This is a genomic window from Dysgonomonas sp. ZJ709, from assembly GCF_011039195.1.
Classification (GTDB): domain Bacteria; phylum Bacteroidota; class Bacteroidia; order Bacteroidales; family Dysgonomonadaceae; genus Dysgonomonas.
This window is the reverse complement of record NZ_JAAKEM010000003.1, coordinates 213,545-233,845: the sequence shown is the minus strand read 5'-3', so window position 1 is coordinate 233,845 and position 20,301 is coordinate 213,545. Positions and strand designations below refer to the sequence as shown.

Genomic DNA, 20,301 nt, shown 5'->3' with positions numbered 1-20,301 from the left:
TCTTGCCCCCCCCCCCCCCCCCCCTAATTTACTGATTGTAAATATTATAAATAAGTAAATCAGCGACCAGTTTCAACTACTGATTCGCATGAAATATTAAATAATAATTTATGGAGATAAAACCTGTAATGACTGAAAAGAAATAATTTCTTTTCAGTCATTACAGGTTTTATACATTTTATACCAGATTTATTTTCTCAGTATTGCACAATTAAAAATCGATAACTTCAATATCAAAACCATTACTTTTCACTAAATCTATTATTTCCTGTTTGGTAATGCCATTCGATACAACAGTTAATACTTTATTTGGATTGCCGGTTTCCACCGACCAGCTCTTCAGATTTTCTGCTTTATCCATATCTGGTGTTACTTTTGCTATACAACCACCGCAATTGATATTTGTCTTAAACGTAAATGTTTTTTGTTCTTTCACTTCCATGATTTTTTATTTTTAATTGTTATAAACTACTATACAAAGTTGCCTACAATTACTGATACGAGTCTTATATGTTTTTTTTAAAAATTATATGATTTACTTTTTTATTTTTTAGAGAATCGTTTACTGCTCAGAACAGTTCATCGATAATGACTATGTTACAGTTTATCCTTATCTTTTAAAACATGAAACTTGTACCCAATGAAATCTGATCCGCATGCGTCTTTTTGAATGTCGACACCCCATTATTGATAACCTTCCATTTTGTCTCAGCTCTAAAATATTCGATTGCAATACTCACTGGTCCTAAATCATATTTAACCATAGGTACCATGATTTGATTATGTAATCGGGAATTTCCGGTAACAGATCTGATTACATCATCGTCATTCGGATTGTCGTAACCATACATAAACCACGTACCCAGTCTTTTGGTAAACATATAACCCACTTGTCCCCAAGCTCCATTACCTCTGATATCACCAAATTGTAATAAGTTTCCCCATATTTGCCCGATGGCTCGGCCTGTATATGCACTTCCCTGAAAGGAGATGTTGTCGTAATATAGCTTTGTTCCTATTTGTAGAGCTTTACCTGACAGAGCCTTGTAAGCCTTAGTTGTTTGATTATAAATTTGTTTCTGATCATAGTGGGCTACTGTACTTACTTCCCATTTGAAAATCTTCGAACGGTTTTCTAAGAATAAACCAACTTCCATTTGGGGTATTCCTATTTCTCCGGCATCTCTACCATAGGGATCTTCGTTAGCCCCCGTCCAACTGCCTCTAAATACCGCAGCATCTAACCGTAGTTTTGTTACAGATGTTTTTTTACTCAAGTGTTGATAAACGAATATACCCGGATTTTTAAACCCAATACCTCCCGCCGAACCATATCCCATAGCAAAGTGAGTTACCGATATAGGGAAAGTGGCTACCATAGGTGTCCAGGCCTGTCCAAGTCGTATTCTCGTTTGGTTCTTAAATAGTTCTACATATCCTATCCGCATTCTTGGTACAGGATTTTCATCGGCAAATCCGCCTTGTCCGGCAAATCCGCCCAAAAAATCGACTTCTACTCTGGCGGCAGCTGTCCAATTATCAGGCAAATTGTAAGCTGCAGCTTTTAATATAATCCATGTTTTACGAAGATCACCTCCAAATTGGTTTCTTTTATTTTGAGGTTGCATGGCATTTGCCCACATGGTAATTGCACCATTACCTAATCCAAATGCTCCGTTTGTATAGAACCCCGAAGCTGTAACAACTCCATTGAGTGAACTTCTGACAATAGGCTTATTGCTATTAGCAATCTCAGTAGAGTCAGGCTGTTTTATCATCGGAAAGTTGATGTCGATTTGAGCATAACTATTTAAACTTATCAATAAAGAAACTACTGTTAGTAAAATATAAAAAGTTTTCATCTTTTTAATAATTAAAAGTATTTAATCATCTAGTTATTAATCTTCACACCTCCAAAGAGGGAATTATTTTTCCCTTAGTGGAGATTGAGAATGGTAGCTGTACTTATCAAAGCGATAAATATTTTGTTGACTCTTAATCGTTTTATGGGTAAATACTATTACAGCTTTTTCCATTTCAGCCTTAAGCTGTTTGTAACCACACTCACACTGCTGAGAGCCATAGCAGCCCCTGCGATCATCGGGTTGAGCAAGAATCCGTTGATCGGATAAAGCAAGCCTGCTGCGATAGGTATACCGATGATATTATAGATAAATGCCCAGAATAAGTTCTGACGAATGGTAGCCACCGTTTGTTTGGATAGTTTTATAGCAATCGGAATCTTATTCAGGTCGGATGATATAATCGTCATTTTGGCCACATCCATCGCTATGTCACTGCCTTTACCCATTGCGATACTTACATCCGCACGGGCCAGTGCTGCACTGTCGTTGATACCATCGCCAACCATGGCAACAATTTTACCTTCGGCTTGCAGTTGTTTTACAAACTCTTCTTTCTGATGGGGCAACACTTCTGCTTTGTGGTGTTTGATTCCCACTTCATCGGATATTGCTTTGGCGGTTGCCTCATTATCTCCCGTAAGCATATATACTTCTATACCTTGCTTTTGGAGGTTTAGCACAGCATCTTTCGATGTAGCTTTGATTTTATCGGAGATGGCTATTACTGCCAGAGCCTCTTTCTCATTTGCAAACCAGATAACGGTTTTTGCTTGTGTACTATATTCTGCCGCCTTTGTCGACAAGTGGTTATTGATAGTAATATTATTTTCATTCAACAATTTAGTATTACCTGCCAAGTAAGTCTGACCATCTATTACAGCTTTTGCCCCTTTTCCGGTTACGCTTTCGAAGTGTGATACTGCGACAGCCTGAATATTGTTGTAATGATTTACAACTGCTTCGGCAAGCGGATGTTCCGATTGTTTCTCGAGGCTTATCAGGACATTTGCATGGCTATCGTCTTCATTGAGCCAAACAATATCTGTCAATTGGGGTTTTCCTTCGGTAATAGTTCCCGTTTTGTCTAATACCACCGCATTTATTTTCTTCGACAATTCGAGGCTTTCGGCATCTTTTATCAAAATTCCGTTTTCGGCTCCCTTGCCCATACCCACCATTATGGCAGTCGGGGTTGCAAGTCCCAATGCACAGGGACAGGCTATTACCAATACGGTAACCAAAGCCAGCAGAGCCTGTGTAAATGCGTTTTCGCCACCGAAAATCAACCAAACGGCAAACGACAGCAGAGCAATACCTATTACTATGGGTACAAATATTCCGGCTATTTTATCCACTAATTTTTGTACGGGAGCTTTGCTGCCTTGTGCATCTTGCACCATCTTGATGATCTGTGAAAGCATAGTTTCGGAGCCTACTTTTTCTGCCTCAAACTGAAAACTTCCTTTTTGGTTGATAGTTCCGGCAAATACTTTGGTACCTTTCTCTTTGAGAACGGCAATAGGCTCGCCGCTAAGCATACTTTCGTCGATATAGGATGTGCCGTTGATAACAACTCCATCGACTGCAATTTTTTCTCCGGGTTTCACAAGTATGATATCTCCCTTATTTACTTTTTCGATTGGCATTTGTATCTCAATGCCGTCTTTTTGTATGATGGTAACTGTTTTGGGTTGTAAACCCATCAGTTTTTTGATGGCTGACGATGTATTGCCTTTTGCTTTTTCTTCCAATAATTTACCTATTGATATGAATGCAATAATGACTGCCGCTGCTTCAAAATAGACATGTGCATGAAGCCCTCTTTCGTGCCAGAAATGAGGCAGCAATGTATTAAATACGCTGAACAGATAGGCTACACCGGTACTGAGTGCTACCAGTGTGTCCATATTAGCCGAACCGTGCCGTGCCTGTTTGAAGGCGTTGATAAAAAAATCTTTTCCGAACCAAAAGAGTACAGGAGTTGAAAGTGCCCACATGATGTAATTTGCATAGGGCATATCCATAAATACCATGCCTATCGCCACTATGGGTAGCGATAGAATGACCGCCCAAAGGGTTTTCTTTTTAAGCTCTTTGAATCTGGCATTACGAAGTTTTTCCAGCTGATCGGGATCACTTTCATTTTCATCTGTGATAATATCATACCCTGCATTTTGAACAGCTTTACGAAGTTCTTCTGCATTAGTCTCTGAGCCAAATTCTATAGTTGCATTTGTAGTAGCGAAATTGACGGAAGCATTTACTACGCCACTTTGATTTTTCAATGTATTTTCGATATGTGCAGCACAGGATGCACACGTCATTTTCAACACCGGAAAGGTTTTCTTTGTTGTTTCCATTACAATTGATAATTTATTAATTACAGTGCAAAGTTGACTATAAACAGCCTTTCCTATGTTATATTATTTACTGAATGGTTTATACGATTTATAGCCTGTCCAAGGGTTTACGTTTTTCTGTTCTGATATTTTTAAAGTGGGAAGGGGTCAGGCCGGTTATTTTTTTGAATTGTCCGCTTAAATGTGCTACGCTTGAGTAATTAAGCCTGAAAGCTATTTCACTTAATGTAAGTTCGTCGTATACCAATAGTTCTTTTACCCGTTCTATCTTTTGTGATATGAAGTAATTTTCTATAGTTCGACCTTCTACTTCTGAAAATAAATTGCTGATGTAATTGTAATCGAAAGGGAGTCGGGTGGTGAGATAGTCCGAAAGATTCACTTTCAGTTCGCTATTGTTATGATGAACCAGTTCTATGATAATCCCTTTGATTTGTTCTATCAGGCGGCTTCTTTTGTCATCAATTAAAGAAAAGCCAAGAGACTGAAGTTTACTGTCCAACTGTTTCTTTTGTATCGGGCTTAGTTCTTCTTGCAGTTCGATCTCACCAAGGTCAACAGACAATGGTTGTAGTCTCAGTTTCTCTAATTCTGATTTAACGACCATATTGCAACGCTCACAAACCATGTTCTTTATATAATACTTCATTTTTTTAAGGTTTATATTTTATTTATTTGATCATACAAATCAGTAGTTGGTACTCCAATTTTGTTTAGACTTTAAATTTAATAAACAAGTTTACAGATTTGTCCAAATATATAACATTTATTCATGGCAATCTGTTGTCGGGACTACAAACTCAAATTTCTATGTGGAGTAAGTATTGATATATGTACTGATTATTAACTTCAAGGGCTATTTCGTCCTGTGGTCTACAAACTATCTGTCTTATATATTATATCATTGGAATATCAGCGACTGGTTTGATTTCTTTTTCCAGATTATTGATGTCCCCAATTAGCATTAAACCCGATTTTTGCTATCAACTTCATGTTGTATCTCTTGATGATGATACACACGTATCTACCTCATCGAATCTACCGATTGTTACTGAGGAAATTTATAAATCAATAGACTATCCGATCGATACTCTCATTGTTTCGGGGATATCTTATCTTCCTGATTTTCGGGTTTCTCCTGAGGCTTTACAATGGATTAATGATCAGTCTAAAGTTGTACGCAGAATATGCTCGGTTTGTACGGGGGCATTCCTTCTGGCCGAAGCAGGTATTCTTAATGGAAAGAACGCTACTACACATTGGCAGCTCTGTGAAAAGTTAGCAGAATTATATCCTGAAATAGACGTAGAGATAGCTCCGTATTTCGTCAAAAGCAGTAATATATACACATCAGCAGGGATAAGCTCCGGAATGGATTTGAACCTTGCTTTAATTGAGGAAGATATGGGTAAATCGTTTGCTCTGCAAATTGCAAAATGTATGGTCTTATTTCTAAAACGTTCGGGCAATCAATTACAATATAGTAACTTGTTAGAATATCAAGAGATAACTAATCTGTCTATTCGCAAAGCATGTGAATGGTTGCAGAATCACTTTGACGAATATTTACTAATTGAAAGATTGGCTGAACAAGTTTCTATGAGTCCCCGAAATTTTGCACGGGTATTTTCTTCGCGAATTAAAAATTACTCCTGCAAAATATATCGACCATTTAAGGATAGATAATGCTTGCCGGTATTTAATAGAAACACAGCTATCATTAGATGAAATAGGTGAACGTTGCGGTACCAGAAATGCGGAAAATCTGCGTCGATTGTTTCTCAAAGTACTAGAAACTACGCCTACTCAATATAGAAAGAGTTTTAGCTCCTCTTTTTAAGTAAAAAGGATTTATTGATATTACAATCCATGACCGTGGGCGGTACTATTGCTAAATTACTAAAGGTCGATTGATGTAAGCTTCAATATTATTCTTTGGTCAGCAATTTACCCCAATCGCATAATTCGTTCAGAATAGGGAAATTATAATTTATTTCATTCAGTGATCTAACCTTTTAGAGAATAAGTCTTTTCATCTCGTCAACTTTAAGAGTCGATACTTTCATTTTATCATAGGTCAAATACAATTCAGTTGGATTATTTCATTTGAAATATATAATTTTGTCACATGAAACAGATAGAAACGATACAAGAATTTTATAGTTCACTACCCAAAGACAGGCGACTACTTGCAGCCGCCGAAAATAATGGAGTTGGTCATTTCAATATTTTTCCCCGTTGGCGCTGTTCCGGGATATACCAGCGTCGTGATTTTTACAAAATAGTACTTGTTGTTGGTACAGGTATACTTTATTATGCCGACAAGAAGTTTACAATAGACCGCCCGGCTCTATTTTTTACTAATCCGGCTGTTCCATATTCATGGCAACCCATATCGGAAAAACAAGAAGGTTGGTTATGTCTATTTACCGAAGAATTTATTCAGTCTGCTAACCGTTCTGCTATCGAACAAGACTATCCGATACTGCATCTGAATGAAAACCCTGTAACCTTTTTAGATGAGACTCTGTTTAAAGAAATATCTTCTCTCTTTGAAAAGATGGCAGAAGAAATGTCGTCCGGTTACTTATATAAATACAGCGTGTTAAGCAATTATCTGCAATTGCTTATTCATCAGGTACAAAAACTAAACCCCAGAAGAGAATTAAACAACCAATACCCCAGTGCTGCCCACCGCACTACATTTCAGTTTCTTGAATTGCTTGAACAGCAATTCCCGGTCAACTCGCCCGACACACCTTTAGCGATGAGGACTCCTCAAGATTATGCACAAAGGCTTGCAGTACATGTTAACCACCTGAATCATTCGGTAAAAGAAGCAACAACCAGAACTTCCACAGAAATCATAACCGACAGAATCGTAAGAGAAGCTAAAGCCTTATTGAAAAATACGGACTGGAATATTTCAGAGATAGCCTATGCCCTCGGATTTGAATACCCATCGCACTTCACCAATTTTTTTCACAAAAACTCGGGATTATCACCCAGAGAACAGCGAAATCACAATCTTTGATTTTTATAAGTATTGATTTGAATTGTATAATTCAACAACAACGCCCTGTTCCTACCTTTGTAATATTAAAAAAAGTATGAAAATGAAGTATCGGAAATTAGGGACAACAGGCAAAAACCTATCTGCAATAGGATTAGGTTGCATGGGCATGTCACATGCCTATGGCGAAAGAAATAACGAAGAAAGTATAGCAACATTGCACAAAGCTCTTGACCTGGGAATAAATTTTTGGGACACAGCCGATTTTTATGGAGGTGGAGCAAATGAAGAATTACTGTCGAAAGTTTTGAAAGAAAACAGGGATAAGATATTCCTTGCTACTAAGTTTGGGCTACGTTATAATGAAAGCAATCTTTTGGCAAGTGAAGTAGACGGTTCTCCCCGATGGATGAAACAGGCTGTCGAACTAAGTCTCAAACGCTTGAATGTAGAATATATCGATTTGTATTACCTACATCGGGTAGACCCGAATGTGTCTATTGAAGAAACTGTAGGAGCCATGGCTGAATTGGTGAAAGAAGGGAAGGTGCGTTATTTAGGACTGTCTGAAGCATCAGCCCAGACACTCAAAAAAGCGAATTCCGTACATCCGATCTCAGCTTTACAAAGCGAATATTCACTATTGACAAGAGATGTAGAACAGGGAATTTTGTCAACGGTAAATGAACTGGGTATGTCACTTATTCCTTATTCACCACTAGGTAGAGGTATGTTTACCGAGAGCTTTATAACCAGGCCAGGAGAAAATGATGCCAGACAGTTTCTGCCTCGTTTTCAGGGCGAACATCTTATCAATAATCAAAATTTAATGAAGGAATTGAGTGAATTTGCGCATGGAAAGAATATCAATACTGCTCAACTAGCATTGGCTTGGATTTTAGCAAAAGGTTCAAATATTATCCCCATTCCGGGAACCAAGAAAAGGAAATATCTGGAACTGAATGCACAGGCTGTTGACGTAGAATTAACGGCTGATGAAATCATAGAAGTAGAAAAGATTATAGCAAAATATCCAAATACGGGTGATCGTTATCCGGCATCAGCCTTGAAATTAATAAACAAATAATTATGAGTAATAAAATAGAATCTACAGTCATTCTTAAATGTGCGCCAAACAAAATAGAAGAGTTTAAAATTGCAGTTGCCGAGCTTATCAAAGAGACTGTAAAAGAACCGGGTTGTGAATTATTCAGGATATTTCAAAATAATGAAAAACCGGATGAATTTATCCTTTGGGAAATCTTTACAAATGAGTGGGCAATGCAAGAACATATGAAAAAAGAGCATGAAAAAAAATACTTCGCTCTGGGGCTTTTTGAGCCTTTATCAGCCATTCATCATTCAGAAATAAACTGATAAATAATCTCGAAATGTAAAAAAAGAAATGTATCCTTATGGTGCGATAACTATAGTCTGTTGAGCACAGGGAGTTCCTATATAAACCGGATTCGGATGTTGGAGCATAAGAGTATTCGTACAATTCAGATTTATGCCAAGGTTCTTGATTTGAAAGTGAGTAGTTTTTCTGCTCACTTTTATTCTTAAATTATTCTCGACTTTTAGCCATAGAGTCACATGGGAGTATCCAATGACCGATATATTCTTATATCACAATTTGAGGAAAACAGAATCATAATCATCAAATCTGCTCCTTAAACAGTATCTTTGTTTATAAGCCACTTTCACCAATTAATCGTATGCACCACCAACTACTAAAAGACATATGCACACAAAGCCAGTTATCGGAACTGGACATTGAACTCTGTGAAAAATACTTCGAACCAATTTTGTATCCGAAGAACAAAGTTATCGAAGAAGCAGGCAAAGTACCCCAATACCTCTATTACATAGTATCAGGCTTTATGCGTTTATTTTACTACGATGACAATGGAGATGAAGTTACCATACACATCAACTGCCCTCATGGATTTTTCACCTCCTTTTCCAATTTCTCCAATCAAACACAATCTAATGTCAATACAGAATGTATAACAGACTGTGAACTGCTCAGAATAAACAAGCCCGATTTTGATGCACTTATGCAACAAAGCATTACCTGGAAAAACTATTCCGTCTTTGTATTAGCAGACTCCATGACCTACAACGAAAACAGAGCTAAAGATTTAGCAACCCTTACAGCTGAGCAACGTTACCTCAAACTCATGGAATCACACCCAGAAATAATACAGAATGTACCATTGCAATACATTGCTTCCTTTTTGGGCATGAAACCCGAAAGTTTGAGCCGGATCAGACGCAAAATAATTACTTAACTTTTGTCAAGTGTAGACAAATAACCATTCCCGACCTTTGTTCCATAATTATAAATAAATATTGATTATGACACAAAATAATTTAGTTTTAGTTACAGGTGCAAACGGTCACTTAGGAAATAATCTGGTTCGTCTACTTATTCGTAAAGGCTACAATGTGAGAGCCTCTGTACGTAATATTAAGAACAAAGAACCATTTAGAGATGTAGCCTGCGAAGTGGTACAGGCTGATATGACAGACAAAGCTTCCCTTATAAAAGCCTTGCAGGGAGTAGAAATATTTTATGCGGTAGGTGCTATTTTTAAGCTCTGGGCAAAAGACCCTCAAAAAGAAATCTACGATGCCAATATGGAGGGTTGTAGAAATATGATTGAAGCAGCCTCAGAAGCAGGAGTTAAGCGTATTGTTTATGTAAGCTCGATAGCAGCACTCAATTACTCCAAAGAAGTTATCAATGAAAACTCGGGATACAATCCCGATCGCAGGGATATGTACTACAACTCGAAGAATGATGGCGAAAAGCTGGCATTCGAACTTGCAAAGAAACACAAGATAGAACTGGTCGTTGTGATGCCGAGTGCTATGATAGGAAGTATCATTGCTGACAGACTGAGTAACTCGAATGAAATATTGAGATCGATCTTGAAAAACCAATTGCCTATCGAGACAAAAATTATGCTCAACTGGATAGATGTAAAAGATGTTGCAGAAGGTTGTTATCTTGCTGCTACAAAAGGACGTAATGGTGAACGTTATATTCTGGCAAATGAAAAGGGGATTTCGATTACAGAATCGATTGCAGTTGCGAACGAACTGTTACCTCAACTTAAATTGAAGAAGCCAACGCCTGTACCCAAATTTGTATTATATATGTTTGGTGCGTTATTGGGCTTGAGTGCTAAGATAACAGGTAAAGCTCCGGCTATGATTACAAAGGAGGTGGCTATGTTCTCTGGATTGAAGCAAGACTTTGATATCAGCAAAGCAAGGGTTGAGCTTGGATTTAATCCTAAACCGACCAGACAGGCACTCGAAGAAGCTTTGCTGTATATCTGGGAGAATAAGGAGCGTATCTTGAAGTAAAAAAATGCAATATTACATTCCTTGAAGGATGGGAGATGAAATCTGACGGAGATATAATATAGTTGCAGTTGCTTTCCCTTAACCTCGTGTATACTGCACTGATACAATTAATTACCCTCAATAAGTTAGGACTATACCACATAGCACTGCCTGGGACTATAATATTCGGGGTAAAACAGCCTCAAATATGTCATTTATCTGCTATTTACATAACATATTTATACATTTCTGTTATTCTGATAGCAATATGGTGAAAAACACAGCAAAAGTTAAGTAGCTAAATCGTGAGTCATTTTTTTAAGGTGTGAGATTCACGCTTTCTCGTCGTTTCTCAAACGTGCCTGAATGCATCATATCAATGAATCTGCAACATCAGCGATTTATTGTTTTTTTAGTTTACACTTCGTATTAGTAAATAGCGGAATACCTAAGTCGTACCTATTTGAAAGGATTTTTCAGGTACGATCCGTATAGGGTTTATAACAATGAGGCTTTAGGTTACTTGTTTTCCTGCTACATCGTAAGAATGATTTATAGGTAAACAAATATATTCGAGTTAACTGTAGTGTTTTTAATTACATACCAGATAATAGAATACATATGGCAGTAAACACATTCTGCATCCTGTTTTTTATCAAGAAGAACGAAACTAAGAAATCAGGATTATCTACCATTATGGTCCGGCTGACTATTAACGGTCAGCAGGTCCAGTTCAGCAGCGGGTTGAGTATCGATCCGCTGTTGTGGGATCAAAAGACCAAGCAGACTGTAGGGAATAGTGTAGACAACGTATATTGTAAGGAAATCAACAAGCAACTGGAAGCCCTCAGGAGAAATATAGAAGACCACTATACCCGTTTATCCCAAAACCTCGATTATGTATCCGTACACCGTTTAAAACAAAGCTTCTTAGCTGTAGAAGAAGAAACCTTGCTGACCTATCAGTTTAAAGAGCAGGTAAAGATCTACCGTTCGAAAAGCGGAAGGAATATATGCCCGGCTCCGCTGATATGTATAAACTAACCTTAGAGCGTTTAATTGAGTTTATGAAGCTTACCTATAAAGTACCCGATATACACATCTATCAGATAGGCTTATGGTTTTTAGAGAAGTTCTATCAGTTTCTCCATAAGAAATACAAATGCAGCACCAATACCACCATCAAATACATGAAGCGTTTTGCTTCCATTATGAACTTTGCACAAAAGACAGGATTGATACAAGTAACCCCGTTTAATATCTTCCGCTTTCATACCGAGAAAAAAGAACCTGTCTACCTGACAGAAGAAGAACTCAAGAGAATTATGGACAAAGAGTTTGTTACTGAAAGACTCGCAGTAGTCAGGGATGCTTTTGTGTTCAGCTGCTATACAGGCTTGTCATTCTCCGATATAGCTAACCTGAAGTTCTCTGATATTCAGGAAAGGAATTCGTTATACCGTATTCGGACAGGCAGGAGAAAGACGGATAGTGTATCGTATATTCCGTTGCTGGATATACCGATGAAAATACTGGATAGGTATAGGAGGAAATATAGTGATAAGTGTAAAGAAATAAATAAAATAGAAGTAGAAACAGAAATTAAGCAAGCAGATCGGATAGCAGATGATCGGGTGTTTCCGATACGTAGTAATCAGGTTACGAATGAGTTTTTGAAGGAGATTGCTGATGTGTGTGGTATAGGTAAGAAGGTTTCTTATCATACGGCCAGGCATACGTTCGCAACGCTGGCTCTGAGTAATGGTGTTTCGCTGGAGTCGGTCAGCAAGATGATGGGCCATACGTCGATCCGAACAACGCAGGTGTATGCTCAGATTACTAATCTGAAGGTGAAGGAGGAGATGGAAGTCATGGCGGATAGGTTGAAAGGCAATAAATAGTATTATTTATAGTATTCATTGGTAGATTCAAGATATTAAATTATTGAATCTGATAGTATGAATGATAGTATCAATCATACTATTTTGATAAAGAACATATACCGACATCGGTACTGATATCGGTATAAGGATTGTAATTCATATTTGCATTTAAATAGCATTAAGGACAGCATATTTACTATGATACAGGATAAAATTTTGTTGTATAATCTGATGAAAATACATTATTATATATCTTGTTATCTGGTAATTGTTTATATTTGATGCTATAACTGATAGCATAATAGTATGGAGACAGAATACCAATTAACGACAGCTGATATTGCCTATATAGCATCGATATCGGAAAAAGTGGGTATATTAAAGGGTAAATATGAGATTTATCCCCAGATTGATTTTAAGAAGAATAATCTGATAAAAACACTTCAGGTGATGCTGGAAGATAATAGCCTGCGTCTAAACCCTGATCAAATCGCGGAAGTTATTTTGGATAATAAGAAACTCCAAAACTATATCAGCAAAGATTCTTTGGAGTATAGTATGGTTCAGGGGCTGGTTAATGCTTATTCTTATATGGAGAAATATAAGTTGTACAAACCTGAATCCTTATATAAAGCGTTGAGTTTATTGGATGGAAAAAAAGTGGAAAATATGAACGAGTCAGTATTGACTGTCTTTGAAACTACGTTGAAAAACAGTAACGGGTTTTACCTGCTGCGTCTGACTGAATTTTGCTTTCATCTTTTCAAATCTTTTCCATTGGGTATGTGGAAGGAGGAAATAGCAGAGATATGGTTGATGCTTATGTTTTATGATCAGCATAAGTTGTTACTGTTTATGCCTTTTCAGAAACTCGGATACAAATATTTACATGATCCTAAAACTGAAAATAGTTTGGCAGTATATCTGGAGAGCTATAATCATGACTTTTCTGTTTTTAAGCCGCTCTTTCTTGGTATTGTTGATGAGTGTTTGACTGAATGCCTGGCTTTTCATGATCAGTTATTGAATCCGGGTGACAGGGTTTCGTTTTTCAGAGGGGTAATCAAGGGTAGTGGGTTTACCCGGAAGGTTTATATGGAGTATAATAGAGATATTTCAACTGCTACGGCTAGCAGGGATCTGAGGGTGGCTAGTGAGATGGGAGTATTGAAAAAGTATGGGGATGGCAGGAGGACGTATTATCAGTTTGAGAAGAAGGATAGTATAGGTATAGATTGAGGATATTGTTTAATCTATTCCCAACATTGGTAACAGGGTTGGAGTGGGCAGGAAGTCGTTACTGAATTCAGTCATTATTATACCTTTCTCTCGCCAATCTAAACTTTCGCATCATAAATTCTACCAAAGATTGGGGAGACAGCACTCTGATCGTATCTACAAAACCAAAAAGCTCACGTTGCAGCTCCTGATTGATCACAACTTCTATTTCAAATAACATCGACCCGTCATCTTGTGTCTCTATCAATTGCTGGCTCTTATGAAAAGGCTTTGTAAGCACATAAGGTGCATTCTGCCTATCTACCAGAAAACGAACAATCTCCCCTTTTTGATTTAATGCCTTGGTAACTCCTATTACATCTTCAAAAAACGTTTGAGGATCGAATAACTTATTTTCCCGATAGGGTTCTTTTTCCGCTATCTCAAGACTGTGAATGCGATCCAATGCCAGATTCATTAACATCGGAGTCCCTCGTTTTACTCCGAAAACAAACCATCGGTTACGATATTCTTTGAGCAAATATGGGTAAAATATAAAAGTGGATGCTGAACGAGCCTTGAAGGAACGGTATTTTATTTCCAGTGTCTGTTTATTTACAATAGCATTATAAATGGTATCAAGATAGCTAAGTCCTTTTAAACTCTCATTCTTCTCAAAATCAATTACAGGGATTGTCTTTTGCTTGGCAGAGGTTACATGGTCTTCCAGCCGACTCACAATATCACCCATCTCTGAAAAATAAGAAAAGCCTTTAAATTGGCGAAGCACTTCAACAGCTTCCGACATTACTTTCAAATCACCTTCACTCAGTGGAGTGGCTGTTATGCTATAATCTTCATCTTCGTACTTATAGTATTTATTGTCATAAACTACAATGGGTGCATTATAGCCCAGTTTTTCACTGCGCATCATCTGAATATCCATTTGGACACTACGTTTGCTGATACCTTTATCTATACCTTCATATTCATATAAGGCATCAGAACAGGCATCTATCAGGTCTTCAAGTGTCCATTGTCTATACTTATTTCTCAAACATGTATCTATCGTCTTATAGCGGATGAGAGCGTTACGGTTTACCGGCATAGTTTACTTGGATTTGTATATTTAAAATATTGTAAGGTTTAGTTCTTTGCGGTCTATATATTTAGGGAATTTAAAAGCTGGCATCGACAAAGCCATTCCTGCATGTATGGCACCTTCAATATTTAATAGTCTGGACAATTGCTTTTTCTTATCCAAATCAAATGCAATACATACATATCCCGTATAAAACTGAGATACTCCTAAACTTTCAGCCATAAGAGAAGCATTCTGATATGCGAGATTTGCATCTTGCCTTCCAAAGTTACTGGAGGTTGGTGTATGTATGAATAAAACAGCTTTTGCGTCCCGTAATATAGCATCAGTACCGCTTCTTTGTTTTGCAATAACAGCACTTAATTTTGGGATAGCATCCTTTGCCCCGGGTGATATCAGATTCAAAAAAGGCTTTATCAGAGGATTTGATATTTTTTTCACAGTGGTTTCAAATGTCTCTATTGTAATATCTGATATCTGTTTTAGTAAATCGGGGTTTGTAACAAGGGTAAAACTCACCTCCTGTCCATTGCTGGCTGTAGGTGCCAGATGTGCAGCATTTACAATCTGGCGGAGATATTCTTCCGGAACAGCCGATGATAAGAATGCTCTGTTAGATCTTCTGGATCTACACAACTCCATTACTTGTTCCGGCGTAGGTAGGATATCTCTATTAAGTGTATGTACTTTTTGTTGAGGAAATTCGGAGTGAATAACTGAATCGGTAGGACATACGGCAACACAATGACCACAGGCTATACATGTCTGGATATTTCTTAAGCCTATTTCAGCTTTAGGATTTTCTTGTGTCAAAATGTATGCCGGACATACTTTTACGCATTTACCGCATTTTATACAACTTTCGTTTTCAATGTCTATTGTTATCATTTTCTGCTGCTAGTATTAAGTTGACCTTCTATTATCTATCAAAAATAATAAAAATAAATTCATCTACGCAAAAAAGCTGCGTATCCACGCTTTTACTTTGTATCCTCAAATAAAGAGATCATTAACTTAATGCCCTTGTAGCTTAAAAGGAAAAGCTGCGGAAAAAGATTAGACTGAGCCGTGGAGTGTGCGGATATTCCCGTTTCTGACCATGCGTTGTTGCGGGTAGATTTTGCAGAAGCACCGAAAATATTAATTTATAAGTAGGGAAGCGCATTTAGAGCCGTACTGCTTCGAAAGAAGAATGTGAGTTCTAATCTCATCAGGGGTACAAAAAAGAAAAATTATGAAAACAATCATACAAGATAAACTAAAAGAGATAGAGAAGCAATATGATATAAAAATATTATTTGCTTGCGAATCGGGTAGCCGTGCATGGGGATTTCCTTCACCTGATAGTGATTACGATGTACGATTTATATATGTTCGCCCATTAGAACATTATCTGTCTATACAAAAGAAAGTGGATCACCTGAGTTTTCGAATCGATGAAACATGGGATATATACGGATGGGATCTATCGAAAACATTACAGTTGATAGGCAAATCAAATACAACTCCTTTCGAATGGTTACAATCACCAATGGTATATATGGAAAACGAATCTTTCAGAAAAGAATTATGGAATCTTTGCCAACATTATTTTTGTGCAAGAAGCAATGCACATCATTACTTAGGAATAGCTAAAGGAGCGACGGAAAGTATAGAGAATAAGAATCTAAAAATAAAAAAACTGTTTTATATACTTCGACCTCTGTTATCAGCCCTGTGGTGTGTTGAGAGAAAGAGCATAGCCCCGATGAGCATATTTCCTCTTCTGGATGTGACACCTACTTGTTTAAGGCTGAATATCCTATCTTTAATAGAGAAAAAGCAGACTGTAAATGAAAGCTTTATAATACAAATAGAAGATTCTATGAAATTATGGATAGATGAAACTTTTGAGTATTACATAAAGAAATCAAACGGATTAGACAAAGAGAAATTTGATTCAGACTTACTAGATTCGTTTTTTAGAAAAACAATAATGAAATGACAATACAAGAGATAAAAGATAAAGGCTTGTTACTATTCGAATGTATAAGTGGAAGCAAGGCATATGGGTTAAATACTCCCCAATCAGACACCGATCTGAAGGGGGTATTCTATCTGCCAAAAGATATGTTCTATGGGTTGGAATACATACCTCAAATAAGTAATGAAACGAATGATGAAGTGTATTACGAACTCGGTCGATTTGTAGAACTACTTTGCAAGAATAACCCTAACATATTGGAAATACTAGCTTCACCTGCCGATTGCATATTATATAAACATCCATTAATGGATGAACTGCATATAGATATGTTTCTTTCAAAGCTGTGTAAGGATACTTTTGCAGGATATGCTCATTCTCAGATAAAGAAAGCCAGAGGCTACAAGAAAAAAGTAGTAAATTCAATGGATAAAGAACGGAAAGGTGTGTTGGATTTTTGTTACATTCTTGAAGGATATTCTTCTGTTCCTGTAAAAGAATGGCTGGATAAGGAAAGGTATAAGCAAGAACTATGTGGACTTAGTTCAATAGCCCACAGCAAAGGAATGTATGCATTATTTTATGATAAAGAAGAAAAGTTCAGTTATCATGGTATAGTGAATAGTCTACCAGCGAATGAGGTTTCTCTATCATCCATAATAAAAGGGGAAAAGGAAATAGCTTATCTGAGTTTCAATATAGAGGCTTATTCGATGTATTGCAAAGAATACAAGGAATATTGGGACTGGGTGGCAGAGCGAAATGACAATCGTTATCAGACTAATTTGAGTCATAGCAAAAATTATGATTCTAAGAATATGATGCATACGATACGTTTATTACAAGTAGCGGAGGAGATAATACGGGATGGAACTCTTACTGTAAAACGTCCAAACCGAAAACAATTACTTGATATAAAATCAGGAGATATGAAATATAATGATTTATTGGTTATGGCTGACGAGTTAATGGAAAGCATAGAGAAATATACTAATTTAAGTAGTTTACAAGAGAAGCCTGATATTGTAATGGCTGAAAGGATTTTGGTGAAAATGAGAGAGGAATTGTATAAATAAAATTATCAATTTATAAATCATTTTTTATCTACGCAAAAATACTGCGTATCAATTTATTTCCTTTGTAAGAGAATTAAAAAAAGATAAAACTGCTCTTGTTTTAAGTTAGGAGTTTGTATATAAACAAGGTCTTGCAGACAAACTCCGAGAGGTTCGAATCCTCGATGCTATTGGTAAGCATTACCTTTTGGTTGGCATCAGATTGTAACTCTGACAAAAATAGAAAAACAGAACCTATAGTTCGAATCAGGTTAAAGCCTGAAAATCTAAGGATATCGTAAAGAAAGAGATGACTTACTTAATTAGATTTCCCTTTAACCTGGTGTTTTTCTTTAAAACTAACAACAAGATTATAACAATTATAATTATGAAAAAAACATTTCAAATAAAAGCGAATACTGAAGGATATTTATTCCGGAAAAATGTATTTGAGAAAAAACTTGAAGCGGGAATACACAAATTTTGGGACTGGAAAAACGAGATAGATGTTATAACTCTCCCTTTGATCAGTAAATTATTGAATATTACTAATCAAGAAGTACTTAGTAAAGACAATATTGCTTTTCGTTTTTCATTCTATCTTATTTATAAGATTATTGACGGAGACAAATTTCTGAAACATTTTACTCTCGACCGTGCTACAAGTTTTATTATTTATGAAGCCGAACAACGTATTGGGATAATATCTCAAATACATGTTAAGAATATTATTACAAACTATGATAGTGAGGAATTGAATGATAAACGAGCAGAGTTAAGCGGACTCAAAAAAGAAATACTTAACGAACAGTTATCTGAATACGGAATAGAGATTGAAGAATTGGATGTGAGAGATATGACTTTTCCTAAATCAATACAAGATTTATTCTCGAAACATCTAGAAGCTAAGATTCGAGCTAAATCCGATTTAGAAAATGCACGAACAGCCGTTGCTACCGCCCGTACATTAAAGAATGCTTCGGAACTGATGAAGGATGACGACAATATTCGCTTCTTTCAGATGTTGGAGACAATATCAAAAATTGCCGAAAAGGGAAAACATACTTTCACTATTGGAGATTTGAATCAAATTACGCAAACAAAAAAATAACTAACAATGATAGAATTAAAAGGAAAATATAATCAGAATTGCAAAATATTTCTGGACGAAGCAGAAGATGGTGCAATAGATATGATAGAAAACATCTTGAATCATGAAGTTTCAAAAGGAGTGCAAGTACGTATCATGCCCGATACCCATGTAGGTAAAGGTATTGTTATCGGTTTTACGATGCCAATCACTACGATGGTCAATCCTAATTATATTGGGGTAGATATAGGATGCTCAGTAACCAGCCATAAATTAAATAAGCAAATAGATACAAGTCTGTTCAAAGATATTGATAAGTGAATCAGACGTTCTGTCCCAATGGGAAAAGGCACGTTGAACAAAAAATCATTTAATGATTGGTGGGTGGAATTATATTTCAACGATGTGAATACTAAAATATCAGCGTTTCAGAATGCCTGGGAAGTAAAATTCGGTGAGAATAAAGAGCCTATCGTTATCAATAAAGAAGGAATAGCATCTCTATGTAAAAAATTGGATATGAAAGAAGAATCTTTCTATCATTCAGTTGGTTCATTAGGAGGAGGCAACCACTTCATTGAATTAGGAGAATCTTCAAAAGACGGTTCTCATTACCTCACTATACATTCAGGTTCCAGAAACTTTGGAAATAGAGTTTGCAGATACCATGCAAATAAATTGAAACCAAATAAGGAACTCCCTGAAGTATATCATACTGAATTTAGGTATATCATTGAAAATACATTGCCTACATCTGAAATTCCGAACAAACTAAAAGAGTTGGGAGCAAAGTATATGGTAGGTGTGGATGAGATTCTGCTTCAAGGCGATGAGATGTACGCATATTTAATAGATATGATTATTGCTCAGACTTATGCTGAGTATAACCATAAAGCAATGTCAAAAGCTATTTTTCGTGCTTTGGGTGATGATTATGAAGCTCAGGAATCAATCTATTCTATGCATAACTTTATTGATACTTCTGACTGGATTATCCGAAAAGGAGCAATCAGATCGTATAAGGGTGAAAAAATGATTATTCCATTCAATATGCGTGACGGTATTCTTATCTGTGAAGGAAAGAGTAATGCGGACTGGAATTGTTTAGCTCCACATGGAGCAGGACGAATATTAGCTCGAAATCAGGCTTTCAAGACATTGGATATGGATGAATTCGAGAAGGAAATGGAGGGTATTTATTCCTCATCTATTTGCAAGGCTACGCTTGACGAATCACCGATGGCTTACAAGGATAAGGATATGATTATAGGCGCCATTGCAGATACTGCAACTATTTTGGATTCTGTGAAACCAATTTTAAATATTAAGTCGGTAAATTAAATGAAAGCAATCATATTTCTTTTTTTGAAATATGATTGCTTTGTTTCTTGCTGA

Annotated in this window: 19 protein-coding genes and 1 pseudogene; 14 read left to right on the top strand and 6 right to left on the bottom strand. The window is 36.7% G+C overall.

The annotated features are described in order from the left end of the window. Positions 1-211: 211 nt before the first annotated feature. The 4 genes from G7Y56_RS04390 to G7Y56_RS04375 form a co-directional block, all read right to left on the bottom strand. A complete protein-coding gene (locus G7Y56_RS04390) occupies positions 212-442 on the bottom strand; it encodes a heavy-metal-associated domain-containing protein (RefSeq protein ID WP_165041409.1) in 231 nt (76 codons plus the stop codon). A gap of 175 nt (positions 443-617) precedes the next feature. Then, positions 618-1,862, bottom strand: a complete 1,245-nt coding sequence (locus G7Y56_RS04385) for a hypothetical protein (protein ID WP_165041407.1) — start codon at positions 1,860-1,862, stop codon at positions 618-620. Between the two features lie 158 nt (positions 1,863-2,020). Further along, the gene (locus G7Y56_RS04380) at positions 2,021-4,225 is read right to left on the bottom strand and encodes a heavy metal translocating P-type ATPase (protein WP_165041405.1); all 2,205 of its coding nucleotides are present in this window, start codon (positions 4,223-4,225) and stop codon (positions 2,021-2,023) included. 88 nt (positions 4,226-4,313) lie between these two features. Beyond that, positions 4,314-4,874, bottom strand: a complete 561-nt coding sequence (locus tag G7Y56_RS04375; protein ID WP_165041403.1) for an AraC family transcriptional regulator — start codon at positions 4,872-4,874, stop codon at positions 4,314-4,316. A gap of 299 nt (positions 4,875-5,173) precedes the next feature. Here G7Y56_RS04375 and G7Y56_RS04370 point away from each other — a divergent pair, with 299 nt between their 5' ends. The 10 genes from G7Y56_RS04370 to G7Y56_RS04325 all read left to right on the top strand — a co-directional run bounded on the left by G7Y56_RS04370 (position 5,174) and on the right by G7Y56_RS04325 (position 13,717). After that, positions 5,174-5,911 carry a GlxA family transcriptional regulator gene (locus G7Y56_RS04370; RefSeq protein ID WP_165041401.1) on the top strand — a complete coding sequence of 246 codons (738 nt, stop codon included), beginning with the start codon at positions 5,174-5,176 and terminating at the stop codon, positions 5,909-5,911. After that, the gene (locus G7Y56_RS18830) at positions 5,841-6,065 is read left to right on the top strand and encodes a helix-turn-helix domain-containing protein (RefSeq protein ID WP_165041399.1); all 225 of its coding nucleotides are present in this window, start codon (positions 5,841-5,843) and stop codon (positions 6,063-6,065) included. Before G7Y56_RS04370 ends, G7Y56_RS18830 begins: the two co-directional genes overlap by 71 nt. 288 nt (positions 6,066-6,353) lie before the next feature. Next, a complete protein-coding gene (locus G7Y56_RS04360; protein WP_165041397.1) occupies positions 6,354-7,259 on the top strand; it encodes an AraC family transcriptional regulator in 906 nt (301 codons plus the stop codon). 82 nt (positions 7,260-7,341) lie between these two features. Beyond that, positions 7,342-8,325, top strand: coding sequence for an aldo/keto reductase (locus G7Y56_RS04355; RefSeq protein ID WP_165041395.1), 984 nt, complete (start codon positions 7,342-7,344; stop codon positions 8,323-8,325). Positions 8,326-8,327: 2 nt separating this feature from the next. After that, positions 8,328-8,615 carry a putative quinol monooxygenase gene (locus G7Y56_RS04350; RefSeq protein WP_165041393.1) on the top strand — a complete coding sequence of 96 codons (288 nt, stop codon included), beginning with the start codon at positions 8,328-8,330 and terminating at the stop codon, positions 8,613-8,615. 341 nt (positions 8,616-8,956) lie between these two features. Next, positions 8,957-9,532, top strand: coding sequence for a Crp/Fnr family transcriptional regulator (locus G7Y56_RS04345; protein ID WP_165041391.1), 576 nt, complete (start codon positions 8,957-8,959; stop codon positions 9,530-9,532). Positions 9,533-9,599: 67 nt separating this feature from the next. After that, positions 9,600-10,616, top strand: coding sequence for an NAD-dependent epimerase/dehydratase family protein (locus tag G7Y56_RS04340; protein WP_165041389.1), 1,017 nt, complete (start codon positions 9,600-9,602; stop codon positions 10,614-10,616). A gap of 600 nt (positions 10,617-11,216) precedes the next feature. After that, entirely contained in the window at positions 11,217-11,639 is a 423-nt protein-coding gene (locus tag G7Y56_RS04335; RefSeq protein WP_165041387.1) for an Arm DNA-binding domain-containing protein, read from the top strand. After that, a complete protein-coding gene (locus tag G7Y56_RS04330) occupies positions 11,609-12,496 on the top strand; it encodes a site-specific integrase (protein ID WP_165041385.1) in 888 nt (295 codons plus the stop codon). The genes G7Y56_RS04335 and G7Y56_RS04330 overlap by 31 nt, the downstream gene beginning before the upstream one ends. A 288-nt stretch (positions 12,497-12,784) precedes the next feature. Next, entirely contained in the window at positions 12,785-13,717 is a 933-nt protein-coding gene (locus tag G7Y56_RS04325) for a hypothetical protein (RefSeq protein WP_165041384.1), read from the top strand. Between the two features lie 67 nt (positions 13,718-13,784). On the opposite strand, the gene G7Y56_RS04320 is transcribed toward G7Y56_RS04325, so the two are convergent. Next, complete coding sequence (locus G7Y56_RS04320; RefSeq protein ID WP_165041383.1) at positions 13,785-14,804, bottom strand: YafY family protein; 1,020 nt, start codon at positions 14,802-14,804, stop codon at positions 13,785-13,787. 21 nt (positions 14,805-14,825) lie between these two features. Next, positions 14,826-15,683, bottom strand: coding sequence for a nitroreductase family protein (locus tag G7Y56_RS04315; RefSeq protein ID WP_165041429.1), 858 nt, complete (start codon positions 15,681-15,683; stop codon positions 14,826-14,828). A gap of 349 nt (positions 15,684-16,032) precedes the next feature. Here G7Y56_RS04315 and G7Y56_RS04310 point away from each other — a divergent pair, with 349 nt between their 5' ends. The 4 genes and pseudogenes from G7Y56_RS04310 to G7Y56_RS04295 all read left to right on the top strand — a co-directional run bounded on the left by G7Y56_RS04310 (position 16,033) and on the right by G7Y56_RS04295 (position 20,247). Then, entirely contained in the window at positions 16,033-16,782 is a 750-nt protein-coding gene (locus G7Y56_RS04310; protein ID WP_165041382.1) for a nucleotidyltransferase domain-containing protein, read from the top strand. Then, the gene (locus G7Y56_RS04305; RefSeq protein ID WP_165041381.1) at positions 16,779-17,837 is read left to right on the top strand and encodes a DNA polymerase beta superfamily protein; all 1,059 of its coding nucleotides are present in this window, start codon (positions 16,779-16,781) and stop codon (positions 17,835-17,837) included. Before G7Y56_RS04310 ends, G7Y56_RS04305 begins: the two co-directional genes overlap by 4 nt. A 367-nt stretch (positions 17,838-18,204) precedes the next feature. Beyond that, positions 18,205-18,927 (top strand): slipin family protein, encoded by a 723-nt coding sequence (locus G7Y56_RS04300; protein ID WP_165041380.1) that lies wholly within the window; start codon positions 18,205-18,207, stop codon positions 18,925-18,927. 6 nt (positions 18,928-18,933) lie between these two features. Then, positions 18,934-20,247: pseudogene (locus G7Y56_RS04295) on the top strand (RtcB family protein). Positions 20,248-20,301 lie beyond the last annotated feature (54 nt).

What these genes read in the sequence shown, in the direction of transcription:
- G7Y56_RS04390 (WP_165041409.1), bottom strand. Translation starts at nt 442, where the DNA reads ATGGAAGTGAAAGAACAAAAAACATTTACGTTTAAGACAAATATCAAT.
- G7Y56_RS04385 (WP_165041407.1), bottom strand. Translation starts at nt 1,862, where the DNA reads ATGAAAACTTTTTATATTTTACTAACAGTAGTTTCTTTATTGATAAGT.
- G7Y56_RS04380 (WP_165041405.1), bottom strand. Translation starts at nt 4,225, where the DNA reads ATGGAAACAACAAAGAAAACCTTTCCGGTGTTGAAAATGACGTGTGCA.
- G7Y56_RS04375 (WP_165041403.1), bottom strand. Translation starts at nt 4,874, where the DNA reads ATGAAGTATTATATAAAGAACATGGTTTGTGAGCGTTGCAATATGGTC.
- G7Y56_RS04370 (WP_165041401.1), top strand. Translation starts at nt 5,174, where the DNA reads ATGTCCCCAATTAGCATTAAACCCGATTTTTGCTATCAACTTCATGTT.
- G7Y56_RS04360 (WP_165041397.1), top strand. Translation starts at nt 6,354, where the DNA reads ATGAAACAGATAGAAACGATACAAGAATTTTATAGTTCACTACCCAAA.
- G7Y56_RS04355 (WP_165041395.1), top strand. Translation starts at nt 7,342, where the DNA reads ATGAAGTATCGGAAATTAGGGACAACAGGCAAAAACCTATCTGCAATA.
- G7Y56_RS04350 (WP_165041393.1), top strand. Translation starts at nt 8,328, where the DNA reads ATGAGTAATAAAATAGAATCTACAGTCATTCTTAAATGTGCGCCAAAC.
- G7Y56_RS04345 (WP_165041391.1), top strand. Translation starts at nt 8,957, where the DNA reads ATGCACCACCAACTACTAAAAGACATATGCACACAAAGCCAGTTATCG.
- G7Y56_RS04340 (WP_165041389.1), top strand. Translation starts at nt 9,600, where the DNA reads ATGACACAAAATAATTTAGTTTTAGTTACAGGTGCAAACGGTCACTTA.
- G7Y56_RS04335 (WP_165041387.1), top strand. Translation starts at nt 11,217, where the DNA reads ATGGCAGTAAACACATTCTGCATCCTGTTTTTTATCAAGAAGAACGAA.
- G7Y56_RS04330 (WP_165041385.1), top strand. Translation starts at nt 11,609, where the DNA reads ATGCCCGGCTCCGCTGATATGTATAAACTAACCTTAGAGCGTTTAATT.
- G7Y56_RS04325 (WP_165041384.1), top strand. Translation starts at nt 12,785, where the DNA reads ATGGAGACAGAATACCAATTAACGACAGCTGATATTGCCTATATAGCA.
- G7Y56_RS04320 (WP_165041383.1), bottom strand. Translation starts at nt 14,804, where the DNA reads ATGCCGGTAAACCGTAACGCTCTCATCCGCTATAAGACGATAGATACA.
- G7Y56_RS04310 (WP_165041382.1), top strand. Translation starts at nt 16,033, where the DNA reads ATGAAAACAATCATACAAGATAAACTAAAAGAGATAGAGAAGCAATAT.
- G7Y56_RS04305 (WP_165041381.1), top strand. Translation starts at nt 16,779, where the DNA reads ATGACAATACAAGAGATAAAAGATAAAGGCTTGTTACTATTCGAATGT.
- G7Y56_RS04300 (WP_165041380.1), top strand. Translation starts at nt 18,205, where the DNA reads ATGAAAAAAACATTTCAAATAAAAGCGAATACTGAAGGATATTTATTC.